The organism is Streptomyces sp. NPDC006544 (assembly GCF_040611715.1).
In the GTDB taxonomy this organism is placed as follows: domain Bacteria; phylum Actinomycetota; class Actinomycetes; order Streptomycetales; family Streptomycetaceae; genus Streptomyces.
In genome coordinates this window covers 18,964-32,624 of record NZ_JBEXOV010000083.1, presented here as the reverse complement: position 1 = coordinate 32,624, position 13,661 = coordinate 18,964, and the positions used below count along the sequence as shown (strand labels likewise).

General features: G+C 72.7%; 14 protein-coding genes and 1 tRNA gene. 9 read left to right on the top strand and 6 right to left on the bottom strand.

Features of this window, described 5'->3' with window-relative positions; genetic code table 11:
* The coding region (locus ABZY44_RS29300) for a MerR family DNA-binding transcriptional regulator (RefSeq protein ID WP_356658996.1) at positions 1–87 on the bottom strand (87 nt) is incomplete at its 3' end.
* Positions 88–305: 218 nt separating this feature from the next.
* On the opposite strand from ABZY44_RS29300, the gene ABZY44_RS29295 reads away from it, so the two are divergent.
* The 5 genes from ABZY44_RS29295 (at position 306) to ABZY44_RS29275 (ending at position 4,253) form a co-directional block, all read left to right on the top strand.
* Positions 306–2,051 (top strand): ATP-binding protein, encoded by a 1,746-nt coding sequence (locus ABZY44_RS29295; protein WP_356658990.1) that lies wholly within the window; start codon positions 306–308, stop codon positions 2,049–2,051.
* A gap of 38 nt (positions 2,052–2,089) precedes the next feature.
* The gene (locus ABZY44_RS29290; protein WP_356658988.1) at positions 2,090–2,518 is read left to right on the top strand and encodes a roadblock/LC7 domain-containing protein; all 429 of its coding nucleotides are present in this window, start codon (positions 2,090–2,092) and stop codon (positions 2,516–2,518) included.
* Positions 2,519–2,601: 83 nt separating this feature from the next.
* Positions 2,602–2,940: a DUF742 domain-containing protein gene (locus tag ABZY44_RS29285; RefSeq protein ID WP_356658994.1), complete on the top strand. Its 339-nt coding sequence runs from the start codon at positions 2,602–2,604 to the stop codon at positions 2,938–2,940.
* Positions 2,918–3,601 carry an ATP/GTP-binding protein gene (locus tag ABZY44_RS29280; RefSeq protein WP_356658986.1) on the top strand — a complete coding sequence of 228 codons (684 nt, stop codon included), beginning with the start codon at positions 2,918–2,920 and terminating at the stop codon, positions 3,599–3,601. Before ABZY44_RS29285 ends, ABZY44_RS29280 begins: the two co-directional genes overlap by 23 nt.
* 37 nt (positions 3,602–3,638) lie before the next feature.
* Positions 3,639–4,253, top strand: a complete 615-nt coding sequence (locus ABZY44_RS29275) for a GAF domain-containing protein (RefSeq protein ID WP_356658984.1) — start codon at positions 3,639–3,641, stop codon at positions 4,251–4,253.
* Between the two features lie 129 nt (positions 4,254–4,382).
* On the opposite strand, the gene ABZY44_RS29270 is transcribed toward ABZY44_RS29275, so the two are convergent.
* Both ABZY44_RS29270 and ABZY44_RS29265 read right to left on the bottom strand, forming a co-directional pair.
* Positions 4,383–5,282 carry a transketolase gene (locus ABZY44_RS29270; RefSeq protein ID WP_356658982.1) on the bottom strand — a complete coding sequence of 300 codons (900 nt, stop codon included), beginning with the start codon at positions 5,280–5,282 and terminating at the stop codon, positions 4,383–4,385.
* Positions 5,283–5,310: 28 nt separating this feature from the next.
* Positions 5,311–6,012: a transketolase gene (locus ABZY44_RS29265; protein WP_356658980.1), complete on the bottom strand. Its 702-nt coding sequence runs from the start codon at positions 6,010–6,012 to the stop codon at positions 5,311–5,313.
* A gap of 148 nt (positions 6,013–6,160) precedes the next feature.
* On the opposite strand from ABZY44_RS29265, the gene ABZY44_RS29260 reads away from it, so the two are divergent.
* A tRNA-Pro gene (locus ABZY44_RS29260) sits at positions 6,161–6,237 on the top strand.
* An 80-nt stretch (positions 6,238–6,317) separates the two neighbouring features.
* Positions 6,318–6,539, top strand: a complete 222-nt coding sequence (locus ABZY44_RS29255; RefSeq protein ID WP_356658978.1) for a hypothetical protein — start codon at positions 6,318–6,320, stop codon at positions 6,537–6,539.
* Positions 6,540–6,553: 14 nt separating this feature from the next.
* Here ABZY44_RS29255 and ABZY44_RS29250 read toward each other — a convergent pair whose 3' ends face one another.
* The 3 genes from ABZY44_RS29250 to ABZY44_RS29240 form a co-directional block, all read right to left on the bottom strand.
* On the bottom strand, positions 6,554–7,564 hold the full coding sequence (locus ABZY44_RS29250; RefSeq protein WP_356658976.1) for a clavaminate synthase family protein: 1,011 nt from the start codon (positions 7,562–7,564) through the stop codon (positions 6,554–6,556).
* Positions 7,565–7,604: 40 nt separating this feature from the next.
* The gene (locus ABZY44_RS29245; protein ID WP_356658974.1) at positions 7,605–8,603 is read right to left on the bottom strand and encodes a hypothetical protein; all 999 of its coding nucleotides are present in this window, start codon (positions 8,601–8,603) and stop codon (positions 7,605–7,607) included.
* A gap of 216 nt (positions 8,604–8,819) precedes the next feature.
* Positions 8,820–10,340 carry an NAD(P)/FAD-dependent oxidoreductase gene (locus ABZY44_RS29240; protein ID WP_356658972.1) on the bottom strand — a complete coding sequence of 507 codons (1,521 nt, stop codon included), beginning with the start codon at positions 10,338–10,340 and terminating at the stop codon, positions 8,820–8,822.
* A gap of 797 nt (positions 10,341–11,137) precedes the next feature.
* Between ABZY44_RS29240 and ABZY44_RS29235 the strand changes: the two genes are divergently transcribed.
* On the top strand, positions 11,138–12,568 hold the full coding sequence (locus ABZY44_RS29235) for a sulfatase (RefSeq protein ID WP_356658970.1): 1,431 nt from the start codon (positions 11,138–11,140) through the stop codon (positions 12,566–12,568).
* Positions 12,569–12,649: 81 nt separating this feature from the next.
* Entirely contained in the window at positions 12,650–13,555 is a 906-nt protein-coding gene (locus ABZY44_RS29230; protein ID WP_356658968.1) for a formylglycine-generating enzyme family protein, read from the top strand.
* Positions 13,556–13,661: the final 106 nt, after the last annotated feature.

Genomic DNA, 13,661 nt, shown 5'->3' with positions numbered 1-13,661 from the left:
CCGCGCGGGCAGCAGTCCCCGTGCTTCGTAGTACCGGAGCGTCCGCGTGCTGGTGCCCGCCCGCTCGGCCAGTTCGCCGATTCGCATGGCCCGACGCCTGCCGCACGCCCCGGCGTGCACGGGCGCACGTGCCACCGGCGCATTCGGGCTGTCGTGCGAGCGCTCCACCGGGAGCGGGAAGCACCCGGGGCAAGTTCCCCAACTGGCCGTCCAGGGCGGGAGCGTGCGGTCTAGCGTGGGTATCCGGTGATCAACACCGGATCCCGGGACGCCCGGGGGCCGGGCCCCACTGACCGAGGACGAAGATGTCCGGACTCCGCGCCGCCCGCCACTCCCCGTCGAGACACGCCGTCACCGGTCCCGGCCGGCACATACGTCCTCAGCTGATCCGCTCCGCCGTCCTGCCGACGCTCGCCGCCGGGCTCAGCGGAGCCGCCGCGGTGATCTTCGCGCTCCAGCTCGGCGGCGGCGCGGGGGCCCGCGACGCCAGGCTCTGGCCGGTGCTCACCGGGTGCGCCCTGCTCGTCGTCGGCGCGCTCGCGGCCGCCCTGCTCGGGGCCCAGCGCGCGGCCAACACCGTCCGCGACCGGTGCGAGGCGCTGCGCCGCTCCAGCGTCCGCGGCCGCCAGGAGCTGCGCACGGCCGCCGAGGGCCTGGAGCGGGGGGAACTCCCCGCCCGCCCGGTGCGCGGCGGCCCCGACGGGCCGGCGGCGGGCGGCGACACCGCCGGAATGGACGAGTTCTGGCTGCTCTCCCAGGAGCTGCGCGGGGCCCGCGAACACGCGCACACGACCCTGGTCCGGCTCGGCGGCCCGGTCGCCCCCTCCGACAGCGACCGCAAGGTCGAGGTCTTCGTCAACCTCGCGCGCCGCCTCCAGTCCCTCGTCCACCGCGAGATCTCGCTGCTGGACGACCTGGAGGACACGGTCGAGGACCCGGACCTGCTCAGAGACCTCTTCCACGTCGACCACCTCGCCACCCGGATCCGCCGCCACGCCGAGAACCTCGCCGTGCTCGGCGGCGCCGCCTCGCGCCGCCAGTGGTCCCGTCCCATCGACCTGAGCGAGGTGCTGCGCTCCTCGGTCGCGGAGGTCGAGCAGTACACCCGGGTCAAGGTGGTGCCCCCGGCGGGCGGCACCGTACGCGGGCACGCCGTCGCCGACGTCGTGCACCTCCTCGCCGAACTCGTCGAGAACGCCACGGTGTTCTCCGCACCGGACACCGATGTGGTGCTGCGCGCGGAGTGGGTCACCGCCGGTATCGCGATCGAGGTGGAGGACCGGGGCCTCGGGATGCCGCCCGAGGAAGCGCACCGGATGAACGCCCTGCTGGGCGACCCCGACCAGATCAGCGTCCGGAACCTGCTGGCGGACGGCCGGATCGGCCTGTTCGTCGTCTCCGCGCTGGCCCGGCGGCACGGGATCGCCGTCGAGCTCAAGTCCAACATCTACGGCGGCGTACTCGCCGTCCTCGTCCTGCCCCTCGATCTGCTCGGGGCGCGGGCCCCCGGCACGGCCGACGCCCTGGGCGGCTCGCCGGCCACCTCGTGGGGGACCGGGGAGGGGGCGGGGGCGGGCGCCCCGCCGCTGGAACCGGTACGCGTGAGCCCGCCCAGGACCGAGCCGTCCGGCCCGTCTCCGTCACGCCCGTCTCCGTCCGGGCCGCATCCGTTCGGCCCGGCTCCGTCAGGTCCGCGTCCGTCCGTACCGGCCTGGGCCGCTGACGTGCCGGGCACGGGGATCCCCGCGGGGTGGGGGGCGGCGCCGGTTGCGGCGCCCGCGCCCGTCCCCGCGCCCGCGGTGGTGCGCGAGCCGACGCCGGTGCCCGAGCCCGCGCCGGTCCCGCTGCCCGTACCGGCCGCCCGGACCGGTGGGGAGCGGCCGTCGCTGCCCCGGCGGCGGGCTCAGGACCATCTCGCGCCCCAGCTGCGCGAGGCCCCCGTACCCCGGGCCTTCCGGGACCCGGGCGCGGAGCAGCCCGTACACGACCCCGGCCTGATGGCCGCCTTCCAACGGGGCTTCGGCCTCGCCCAGTCGGAGCACCCCACGTGACCCCGGCGTCTCACCCGACAGCGAAGGAGCGCATCCCCATGGGCGGCGAAGTGGCGACGACGACCGGTCGGCTCTCGGATCTCGACTGGCTGCTCAGCGGCCTGGTCCAGCGGGTGCCGTACACGCGCAGCGCCGTACTGCTGACCGCCGACGGTCTCGTCACGTGCGTGCACGGGCTGGACGCCGACAGCGCCGACCACCTGGCGGCGCTCGCCTCCGGGCTGTACTCGCTGGGCCGCAGCGCCGGATCGCGGTTCGCGGACGGCGCCGAGGTCCGGCAGGTGGTGGTCGAGCTCGACACCGCCCTCGTGTTCGTGTCGGCGGCGGGGTCAGGCACCTGTCTGGCCGTACTGGCGGACCGGGAGGCCGATGCCGGCGTGCTCGGCTACGAGATGGCGATGCTGGTGAAGAGCGTGCGCCCGTACCTGGCCGCGCCGCCGAGGCGGCCCGCCGCCGGCGCGGAGTGACGGTCTGTGGGCCACCGGGGGAGCCCGGGGTCCCGCGCACGGTGCGCGACACGCCGTGGGTGGACGATTCGGCGGGCCGGGTGATGCGCCCCTACACGGCGAGCGGCGGGCGGACCCGGCCGGCCGTCGCCCTCGACCTGCTGTCGCTGGTCACGGCGACCGGCGTGCGGCCCCGCGCACCGCTGGGCCCCGAACACACCTGCGCGCTGCGGCTGTGCGCGGGCGCGGCGGCCGTCACCGTCGCGGAGGTGGCGGGACAGCTGAGGCTGCCCGCGGTGGTGGTCAAGGTGCTCCTGTCCGACTTGATGGAACAGGGGGCCGTCACGGTGCGGGCGCCGCGCTTCCCGGGCGGCGGCTCGTTCGCCGCCGACGACCAGTCCCTGCTCCGGGCGGTGCTCGATGGCCTGCGCAGAAGGCTGTGAGACACCCGCCCAGAGCCTCCCCGCGACCTTGAAGATCCTGGTCGCGGGCGGGTTCGGGGCGGGCAAGACCACCTTCGTGGGCGCGGTGAGCGAGATCGAGCCGCTGAGCACGGAGGAGGTGCTGAGCGGGCTGAGCGAGGCAGCCGACCCGCTGGCAGGGGTCGAGGCGAAGGCGACCACGACCGTGGCGCTGGACTTCGGCCGGATCACCCTGGACGAGGGGCACGTGCTCTACCTCTTCGGCACGCCCGGCCAGCAGCGCTTCTGGTTCCTGTGGGAGGAGCTGTGCGCGGGCGCGCTGGGGGCCGTGGTGCTCGCCGACACGCGCCGCCTCGCCGACTGCTTCCCCGCGGTGGACTTCTTCGAACGGCGGGGGATCGGCTTCGTCGTCGCCGTCAACGAGTTCGACGGCGCACACCGCTACGCCACCGACGAGGTGCGGGAAGCGGTGGGCCTCGGGCCGGAGGTGCCCGTCCTACGGTGCGACGCGCGGCTGCCCGCCTCCGGCACGCAAGCGCTGGCCGCACTCGTCCACCACCTGCTGTCGACGGCCGGGCCCGCGGGACGGGCCCCGTACCCGTGGCGGGCGCCGCGAGCAGCCCACGCGGACCAGACGGACCGGACGGGCCAGACGGACATGCCGGCCACGCGGACCATGTGAAGTATCCGGAGCGATAAGGAATTCGGGGGAGACGCCCATGACCTACTACGAGTCGACCGGGCACCTGCTGCTCACGCCGGTGGACCGGGAGGCGCCCGCGCGCGCCGCCCGGCTGCGTGAACTGGGCCTGGGCGCGCGGGCGGACGGCGAGTTGGACGCCTTCGCGCGCAGGGTCGCCGACGCGCTGGCCGCGCCGTACGCCGGCATCAACTTCATCAACGAGGAGCGGCAGTTCTTCACCGGACTGCACCACGCCCCCGACGCCCCGGCCAGCGGGTACCCGGCACGGGCGCTGGCCAGGGACCACGGCTACTGCCCGCACGTGGTGGTGCGCCGACGCGCCTTGGTGCTGGAGGACGTACGGGACTTCGCGCGCTTCGCGGGCAACGCGGTCGTGGACGGGAGCGGGGTGCGCTCCTACGTGGGCGCACCGCTCACCGACCGGCGCGGGATCGTCCTGGGGACGGTGTGCGCGGTGGACGTGGTGCCGAGGCGGTGGGGTCTGGCGGGGCTGGCGACGGTGAAGGAGCTGGCCGGCGAGCTGGTGGAACTGGTGCACGAACGGGAGGACCGTCGGGACGCGCGCCGCGCGGACGAACTGCGTGCGGACGAACTGCGTGCGGACGACCGGCCGACGGGCCGGTGCGGGTGAGGCGGCGCCGCCGCGGGCGAAGCTCCTTGGTCAGCGATCCTCTCCGACTCCCGCTGCAGGCGGCCCCCGAGCGCCTCGCCGTCGCCCACCCCGAGGTGGGCGACGGTACGGCGGGAGGCGATGAGGAGCTCAGCTCCGGGTGAAGGCGGCGATGCGGGCGCGCAGCGAAGCCGGGTCGAGGCCGTGGGCGGCCGTGTGCTCGTCGAGCGTCCCGTAGCGGCGCAGCTCGGCGCGGCCAACGCCCAGGCCGAGCACCCGGTGCGGAACGTGCCCCAGGGCGTCGTTGGCGGCAGTCGTCGAGGTGCCCGCGAGGTACGGTTCGACCAGGACCACGTCCGCCGCGCCGCGCCCGGCGGCGGCGCGCAGGGCCGCGTCGTCGAAGGGCCGCACGGTCGGCGCGTACAGGACGGTCACGTCCGTGCCCTCGGTCGCGGCGAGGACGTTGTCGAGCAGCGGGCCGACGGCGACCACGACGCCCGCGCGCCCCTCCCGTACCGTCTGGAACCCCAGGCCGGTCACGGGCCGGGCTTCGGCGTTGGACTGCGCCGACAGCCGGACGTACACCCGGTCGTCCCCGGCGGCGTAGGCGTGGCGCAGGAACGCCTCGGCTTCGTCGGGGTGGCCCGGGACGTGGACGGTCCAGCCGTCCAGGGTGTCCAGCAGGGCCACGTCACCCGGTGCCATGTGGGTGAACCCACCGGCCGGCCAGTCGTAACTCCCGTTCGCGCTGACCAGTACCCCGCCCGTGCCCTGGTGCCCGAAGTCGAGCTTGATCTGCTCGAAGGGGCGTTCCACCAGGAAACTGGCGAAGGTGTGCACGACGGGCCGCAGCCCCGTGAGCGCCAGCCCGGCGCCCACGCCCACGAGCAGCTGCTCGCGGATGCCGACGTTGATCACCCGGTCCGGGTGGCGTTCCCGGGCCGGGCGAAAGCCGTCCACGGTGATCTCGGCGAGCACCAGGGCCAGCCGTGGATCTTCGTCGAGTGCGTGAGATGTGACCGAGATGAACCGTTCGCGCATGGTGTCCATGTCTCCCCCTGCTTCCTGATCCGTGCTTCTACTGCTTCTTCTCGACGCGGGCGACGACGGCGTGCGGCCGGCCCGGGTGCGGCGCGGTGTACGCGGCGTGCAGCTCCGCGTGGTCCCGGCCGTCCACGGTGGTCGCCGACCATCCCGCCGCCTCGAAACGCGAGGCGATGCCGCCCGGCCAGCCGTGGGTCGCGGAGTCGTTGTCGATCACGATCGTGTGCAGCCGCTCCAGCCCGGCCGAGCCGGCGTACGCGATCGCCTCGTGGTTGCTGCCCTCGTCCAGCTCGGCGTCGCCGATCAGCACCCACACCGCCGGGTCGGTCAACCCCTGGGCCCGCAGCCCGAGCGCGCTCCCGACGGCGAGCGGCAGACCGTGTCCGAGGGAGCCGCTGCCGATCTCCACGCCGGGGACGAGGGTGCGGTCCGGGTGGTGCCCGAGGGGTGAGTCGTAGGCGCCGAAACCGCTCAGCCAGCCGACGGGGACGAACCCCTTGGCGGCGAGGACGGCGTAGTAGGCCATCGGCCCGTGCCCCTTGGACAGCAGGAACCGGTCCCGCCCGGCGTCCTCGGCGGTACCGGGGCCGACGCGCAGTACCCGGTCGTAGAGCACCCACAGCGCGTCCAGCGTGGAGGAGGCGGCGGGGCCGTGCTTCTCGGCCCCGGTCATGAGCGTGATGAGCGGCGCGAGGTCCTCGTAACCGAGCCCCGTGCTCGCGGTTGCCTGTGTCATGAGTCGATCTTTCAACCTCAAGCTCGCTTGAGGTCAAGCCCTCGTCGCGCCGTACCGCCGTCGGCACGCGGTGCGTGCGACCACCTCTCGAAGTGCGGTATCGTTCTCCTGCACGTTCAGCCAGGGGAAACCCCAGGTCAGCGGGCATCGGGACGTGGCGCAGCTTGGTAGCGCACTTGACTGGGGGTCAAGGGGTCGCAGGTTCAAATCCTGTCGTCCCGACCATGCTTTACGCAGGTCGGAGGCCGTTCTCTCGCACATGAGAGGGCGGCCTTTTCCGTGCCCGGGATGCTGGTGGTCGCGGTGTGGTCGCAGCCATGCCGGGCGGTCTGTACGCCACCTCCCATACCAGCCGCGCTCTACAGCGCTACGCGACCCTTGCCGAGGCGGTCCACGCCGTCGCGGTGCCGGCGACGCCGGTCTTCGATTTCGCCAACGGCGCGGCCTGCCTCTTCGACGGGGGTCCCGCCCGGCAACTGCGCTCCCAGGCCATCGAACGACCCCCTGAGGACTTGGGAGTCGGCTGAGTCACAGGGGCTGGTCAGCGGGCGAGTACGTGGCCGTCGTGGGGTCGGTGGTCGCGGGAGCGGCGCAGGTCGGTGGTGACGTACGTGCGTTGCAGCCAGCGGTCCGCTCCGTCGTACCGGGGGTGGAAGGCGGTGCGGCCGTGGACGGTGACGCGGTTGTCGATGACGACCAGGTCGCCGGGTGTCAGGAGCAGGGTGCGGGCGGTCGCCTCGCAGGCGCGGCCGAATTCGGCCAGCGCCGCTGCAGCCCGAGGGGTGAGAGGGGTGGTGACGAGTTGGGCCATGCGTATGTCGGGATCCTCGACCGCTCCCGACAGCACCGGTCGGGGCTCGACGTCGGGCCCGCTCGCGGCGGCGTCGAAGCCGAAGGAGGGTGGGGGTGTGGTGATGAACTCCGGTGAGAACAGGATCTGGCGACTGGCCGGGGTGAGGAGCGGCAGCGCTTGGCGGATGCCGGCGACGCGCATGCCGGCGCGTCGGTCGTGGTCGGCGCGCAGGCACAGGAAGATCACATAGTCGGGTGGGTGGGGGTGGAAGCCGTTCTCGGTGTGGAAGGACAGCGGCGCCGATCCGGCGTTGCCGTGGAAGGTCTCCTGCCCGGGCACGGGCACGACGTCCTGCACGAGGGCGCCGGATTTCTCGGCCCGGTAGGCGAGGGGCTCGCCGAGCCCGCATGCCACCATGGTGAGCACCGCGGCCGCAACGGTGGCCTGGCGCTGGACCGAGCCCGGTACGGACGGTGTCGCGGGCAGGGCCGCCTGATCGACGGGCAGGCCGCCGATCACCAAGGTGCCGTGTGGACCGGAATGCCTTCGGAAGCGGCGCACTTCGCGGCGCAGCTGTAGCGGAAGGTCTTCCCAGGCGTCCCGGGCCCTTGTCACCCATTCGGGGCTGTCGACCTGGTGGTCCCCGCGAGTGCACAGGGTGCGGGCCAGACGTTCGCATGCGCCGGCATCGGCCGGATCCAGTTCCCGGTCCGCGGCTCGGACGGTGCTCGGGGTGGTGTCGGGCGTCATCTCGGGCATGGGGGTCTCCTGCCGGGGTGTGGGCGGCGGGCGCGCGGACTCACGAGTGGCGCAGGCCGGCCACGGCGTCGGCGATGTAGTGGTCCCCGAATCGGGTCAGCGAGGCGTACTGGGCCGCGCGGCGATGCCGCATGAGCCGTAGTTCGGCCACGGCATTGTCGGGGCCTTCGGGTTTCTGAGCGATGGAACGACGCAGGTGCACCATCGAGTACGCGAGGGTGACGTGCCGTTCACCGTCCACGATGTCGGCTTCCAGGAGCGCGCCCCGCGCCTCGGCCAGCTCCGGGGCGCGGGCCGCCAACCGCGCGTAGGAGTCGGGAACCACGGACAGAAGGTCCTTCATCGCCGCCCGGAATAGCTTGTATCCGCGATGCTGGCGCCCGCTCAACGGGACGTCCACCGACGGCGGCGCCATGGTGTGGCGTATCGCCGCCATGTAGTAGTCGGCCGGGACCGTACTCGCGTGGGTCATGGCCGCAGGGAAACCCCGCACGTACACCGTCGCGTCTGCCAGTCTCAGCAGCGCGGCGTCGCCGTCGCCGTGCCGCAGATGGCGGGCGGCGTCGGCCACGGCGACTGCGGCGCAGATGTTGAACAGGACATGGACCTGGTGACCGATGAGCCACCGAGCACTCCACACACTCTCCAACGGCGATCCCGCACCGGCCTCGGGGACGGTCACCGGCGGGACGGAGTCATGGTCCGCGCCCGGCGCTGCGCCGGTGAGATCGAGCACCGACTGCCGCATCCCGGCCACCTCCAGCGCCAGGTCGGAACCCGACAGCGGAGCATCACACAGATCTTCCAGACCGCGGTGGACGACCAGGACACCGTGCAGGGCAGCCTGCTGATCCGACAGCTCCCCCTCACGGACCCGGAAGAACGACTGACTGATCGACTCCGCCGGCAGTCCCTCACCGACCACGGCCGGAGCCAGATCCGACAGTGCGGCCACCAACTCACCCGCAGCCGCGGCGGCCTCCCGCAGCGCGAGGGTCCGCTCGACAGGTCCGGCATGCGTCGACAGCCCGGCCAGCACGCGCGCGGTCCGCTCCGCCTCTGCATCGACCCGTGGGCCCAACATCGGGACGGGACGCCCGCCTCGGGGCTCTCTGAAGACAGCGACAGCAGGATGACCGGCAACCGGTGATAAGCCCATGGTGGAAGTACTTCGCCACGAACACTCCACACGAAACCTGATCTCGCAAGACATTCCTCTGCGGTGCAACGGAGTTGGCCGGGCGGCCACCCGTGCTCAATCGCGGGTCTGCCGGCGCCGGAAGGCCCCGAGGCTGTCATCCTGCGGTGCTCGCGGGATGGGGAGGGAGAGGGGTGGGGAGGGGGTGTGCCAGATGTAGGAGGTGGGGTCGAAGTGGCGAAGCCGGCGTGTGAGGCGTGCGGTGGACCAAGGCCAGGCGAAGGTGTTGCGGCCGCTGGAGGTCAGGTAGTAGCTGGTGCATCCGCCGGTGTTGTAGACGGTGGTCGCCAGCGCCTTCTGTACGGCGCTGTTGTAGGTGTCCTGGACTGCGGGCCGGACCTCCAGAGCCTGGTTGCCGCTCCGGTCGAGGTGGGTCAGGGCGGTGGTGAGGTGGGTGAGCTGGGCTTCCAGGACGGTGATGGCGGAGGTGGAGCCGCCGAGCAGGTTGGGTCCCAGGAGCAGGAAGAGGTTGGGGAAGCCGGTGACGGTGGTGCCGAGGTAGGCCTGCGGTTCGCCGCCCCAGACGTCGTCCAGGGTCCGTCCGTCCGCGCCGTACAGGTCCCCGGCCAGTGGTAGTTCGCCGACGCGAAAGCCGGTGGCGGTGATGAGGACGTCCGTTTCGGCGGTGGTGCCGTCGGCGCCGACGATCGTGTTGCCGCGCACGGCGCTCACCGCGGTGGGGTGCAGGCGCACGTGCGGCCGGTTCAGGGCCGGGTAGTAGGTGCTGGAGGTGAGCAGGCGCTTGCAGCCCAGCCGGTAGTCGGGGGTGAGGGCCCGGCGCAGCTGCGGGTCCGGAACGGCACGTCGCAGGTGCGCCCGGGCGCCGGCTTCGAGGAGGCGGGCGAGCTCGGGATGGCGGAAGGCGTAGCCGAAGCTTTCCTGCAGTGCGTACTGGGAGGCGCGCAGGCCGCGGCGGGCGCCGGGCAGGCGGTCCACGACACGGTTGAAAGCGGGGGACAGGGGCAGGTCGGGTTTGGGCAGTACCCACTGGGCGGTGCGCTGGAAGAGGTGCACGGCCGCAGCCCGGCCGGTGACGGCCGGGACGACCTGCACGGCGGAGGCGCCACTGCCGACCACGCCCACACGCTTCCCGACCAGGTCGACGCTGTCGTCCCAGCGGGCGGTGTGGAGCACGGGCCCGGCGAATCCGTCGAGCCCCGGCACGTCCAACGGGCGCGGGACGTGCCACGGACCGGTGGCCATGACCAGGACCGCGGCGCTGTAGGGCCCGTCGCTGGTCTGAAGCAGCCAGCGCCCGGCGGCCGGATCCCAGCGGGCTCCGTGCACCTGCACGCCGCAGCGCAGCACATCGGCGAGCCCGTACCGCTCGGCGGTGGTGGTGAGGTAGGTGTGGATCTCCTTCTGTCCGGCGAACATGCGGCTCCAGGCCGTGTTCGGGGTGAAGGAGTAGCTGTAGAGCGTCGAGGGTACGTCGCAGGCACAGCCCGGGTAGGTGTTCTCCCGCCACGTTCCGCCCAGCTGCGGCGCCTTCTCCAGCACCAGCACATCGCGAAACCCCGCTTCGCACAGCCGGATGGCGGCGCCGAGCCCCGAGAACCCCGCTCCGACCACGATCACCCGCACATCCCGTCCGTGCCGGCCGCCCTGCACGGGAATCACCGCATCCCTCCGGCCGGGCCGCCCGCACCCTGCCGAGGACCACCGCTCGCATGCGCGAACCACGGACACCTGGAACTCTTCAGAAACGCCATGCGACGGATGATCCCCGAGCCGCTCTCCCCGGCATGGCCGAGGGCTGGCGGCCAAATGCGGTGAAGAAACGTCCCACCCTGGCCTGTCGTCGTGGTGGTGCGACGTTGAGATCCCTCGAACGAAGCATGGCTCCACGTCCCTGCTTGCACCGCCCTCGAGGGCCGGCCGGCGGCCGAAGGCCGGAGCCTCTCGCCGAGCTGCGGCCGACGGACGGTGCCTGCCTGCGCGAGTGGCAGCAGGATGCGCTTTTCCTGCACAGCCCATGGGTGTCGAAGCCACGCAAGGACGCGTTCATCCCCAAGGGCACGGCAGCTGCGGCGTGCTGTCCGTAGCCCGCGCTTACGGCGCGGGCCCGTGGCGTCCCACGGCCCGCTTCCCATTTCATCTGCCGTACATGGATACGCGGTTCCGGTTCACCTAGTCTCATCGCCATGGCAGCAGGAATCCTCACTGCGCGCCGCCACGTCGACCAAGGGCGCCTGGCGAGCGCCCTGTGTACGGTCGCCCCGGCGCGCTGAACGCGCCCTTCTCTCCCCACGGGATCCCACCTGGCGCCCCAGCCTGATTCCCGTCTCTTCCCCTTCCGCACCGCAGGCGGCGGCTTCCGGCCGCCCGCCCTGCCGTGCCTCCATGCGCCGACGCACCCAGGAGGAATAGACATCATGAGCGAGAACAGCGAGATCAGCGAGATCAGCGAGAACGGACGATCCCCGGTGAGCCGCCGCGGCTTCCTCGGCGGCGCCGCCGCGGTGGCGGCCGCCACCGCCGTACCGGCCCTCGCGCAGGTCGCCGGAGCCGGCCCCGCCGCTGCCGCCGGACGCCCGAACATCCTGCTGATCGTCACCGACGACCAGCCCAAACACACCGAGTGGGCGCTGCCCAAGACCGTCGCCTGGCTCGCCGGCCAGGGCGTGACGTTCACCGACGGCCACGTCACCACCCCCCTGTGCGCGCCGTCCCGGTCCAGCGTCTTCTCCGGCCGCCACGCCCACAACCACGGCGTCCGCAACAACGGCGCCTCCCACGCCCTCGACCAGAGCAGCACCGTGCAGAAGTACCTCAAACAGGCGGGCTACCGCACCGGCCTGTTCGGGAAGTACCTCAACTCCTGGACCCTCGCGGACAACCCGCCGCACTTCGAGGAGTTCGCCCTCCTCCAGCCCGGCTACGTCGACGCCCGGTGGAACGTCAACGGCACCGTCCAGACGATCAACGGCTACACCACCAACATCATCAAGAACCGCACGCTGAACTTCCTCGACAAGGCCGCCACCGACACCCGGCCCTGGTTCGCGTACGTCACCCCCTACGCCTCCCACGGCCCGCGCACCCCCGAGGCGAAATACGCGGGCACCCCCGTACCGGACTGGAACGGCCGACCGTCGGTCCCCGAGAACGACCGCAGCGACAAACCGGCGTACATCCGCAACGCCACCGGCACCCTCGCCGACGGCCAGGCCATCCGCGCCGAGCAGCTGCGCACGCTGCTCTCCGTCGATGACGCGGTGCAGGCCTTCAAGGACAAGCTCCAGGCCCTGGGCCAGCTCGACAACACCCTCGTCGTCTACGTCGGCGACAACGGGTTCAGCTGGGGCGACCACGGCTGGACCGCCAAGTCGGTGCCGTACCGCCCCGCGCACGAGGTGCCGTTCTACCTCTCCTGGCCGGCAGGCGGCCGAGGGGCGGGGACCACGGACAACCGGATCGTCGCGAACATCGACATCGCGCCGACCATCCTCGACGCGGCGGGCATCACCCCCGCCGCACCCCAGGACGGCCGCTCCCTGCTCTCCTCCTACAGCCGCGACCACCTGCTGGTGGAGTGGTGGAAGCAGGGCGCCGGCGCCGGCGGGGCACCGACCTGGTCCTCGTACGTGGCCAAGGACGTGCAGTACACCGAGTACTACGACCTGACGACCGACGCGAACGGCACCGTGTCCGGTACCGGCCAGGTGAAGTTCCGCGAGTACTACGACCTGGCGGGCGACCCGCACCAGCTCGCCAACAAGCTCCACCAGGCCACCCCCGCCGAGGAGCAGGCCCTCGGGATCCCCGCCCTGGCCGCCCGGCTCGCCGCCGACCGCGTGGCCTGACCCGTACACCCGCACCGCCGGCCGGGCACCCGTGCCGCGAGGCCCGGGCGCCCGGCCGCCCACCGTCCCGACGGAGCCGTCATGCCCGCATGCTGCACCCCTGGCCACGCCGACGCCCACGCCCCGACGCTCACCCTCGTCCCACCGCCCCCCACACCCCCGCCCTCTCGCGTGGCGCGGCAGCTGCTCAGCCTGCCCGGCGGGAGCTTCCTCATGGGCACGGACGACCCGGAGGGCTTCCCCGCGGACGCCGAGGGGCCGGTCCGCGAGGTGGCCGTGGAGTCCTTCCGTATCGCGGCCACAGCCGTGACCAACGCCCAGTTCGCCACCTTCGTCAAGGCCACCGGCCACACCACCGACGCCGAGCACTTCGGTTTTTCCTTCACCTTCGGGGCGTTCCTCGCCGAGGAGGTCGCCGCGGTCTCCCCGCCCGTGGCGGCCGCCCCGTGGTGGCGGGCGGTGGAAGGGGCCGGCTGGCGCCACCCCGAAGGGCCCGGCTCGCACGTCACCGACCGGCAGAACCACCCCGTCGTCCACGTGTCCTGGCGCGACGCCCAGGCATACTGCGCCTGGTCCAGGACCCGTCTGCCCACCGAGGCCGAGTGGGAGTACGCGGCACGCGGCGGCCTGGAGCAGCGCCGTTACCCGTGGGGAGACGAGCTCATGCCAGACGGCCGCCACATGTGCAACATCTGGCAGGGCGACTTCCCGGTGCTCAACACCGCCGCCGACGGCCATGCGGGCACCGCCCCCGTGAAGTCTTTCCGGCCCAACGGCTTCGGGCTCTACAACACCGTCGGCAACGTCTGGGAGTGGTGCGCGGACCGGTTCACACCGGGCGAGGAGACCTCGCGGGCGATGCGCGGCGGTTCGTACTTGTGCCACGACTCCTACTGCAACCGTTACCGGGTGGCCGCACGCAGTTCCAATACGCCCGACAGTTCCACCGGCAACATCGGGTTCCGCGTGGCCGCCCACCCTGCCTGATCCCGGTCCGGCCTGTGGGCGGGAAGGTTCACTCCACCTGGGGAGCACATCGGTCAGCGGGGTCGGACGGTCGCCGGTGCCCTGCTTGACGCGGCCGGGGCCGCTT

What these genes read in the sequence shown, in the direction of transcription:
- ABZY44_RS29295 (WP_356658990.1), top strand. Translation starts at nt 306, where the DNA reads ATGTCCGGACTCCGCGCCGCCCGCCACTCCCCGTCGAGACACGCCGTC.
- ABZY44_RS29290 (WP_356658988.1), top strand. Translation starts at nt 2,090, where the DNA reads ATGGGCGGCGAAGTGGCGACGACGACCGGTCGGCTCTCGGATCTCGAC.
- ABZY44_RS29285 (WP_356658994.1), top strand. Translation starts at nt 2,602, where the DNA reads ATGCGCCCCTACACGGCGAGCGGCGGGCGGACCCGGCCGGCCGTCGCC.
- ABZY44_RS29280 (WP_356658986.1), top strand. Translation starts at nt 2,918, where the DNA reads ATGGCCTGCGCAGAAGGCTGTGAGACACCCGCCCAGAGCCTCCCCGCG.
- ABZY44_RS29275 (WP_356658984.1), top strand. Translation starts at nt 3,639, where the DNA reads ATGACCTACTACGAGTCGACCGGGCACCTGCTGCTCACGCCGGTGGAC.
- ABZY44_RS29270 (WP_356658982.1), bottom strand. Translation starts at nt 5,282, where the DNA reads ATGGACACCATGCGCGAACGGTTCATCTCGGTCACATCTCACGCACTC.
- ABZY44_RS29265 (WP_356658980.1), bottom strand. Translation starts at nt 6,012, where the DNA reads ATGACACAGGCAACCGCGAGCACGGGGCTCGGTTACGAGGACCTCGCG.
- ABZY44_RS29250 (WP_356658976.1), bottom strand. Translation starts at nt 7,564, where the DNA reads ATGCCCGAGATGACGCCCGACACCACCCCGAGCACCGTCCGAGCCGCG.
- ABZY44_RS29235 (WP_356658970.1), top strand. Translation starts at nt 11,138, where the DNA reads ATGAGCGAGAACAGCGAGATCAGCGAGATCAGCGAGAACGGACGATCC.
- ABZY44_RS29230 (WP_356658968.1), top strand. Translation starts at nt 12,650, where the DNA reads ATGCCCGCATGCTGCACCCCTGGCCACGCCGACGCCCACGCCCCGACG.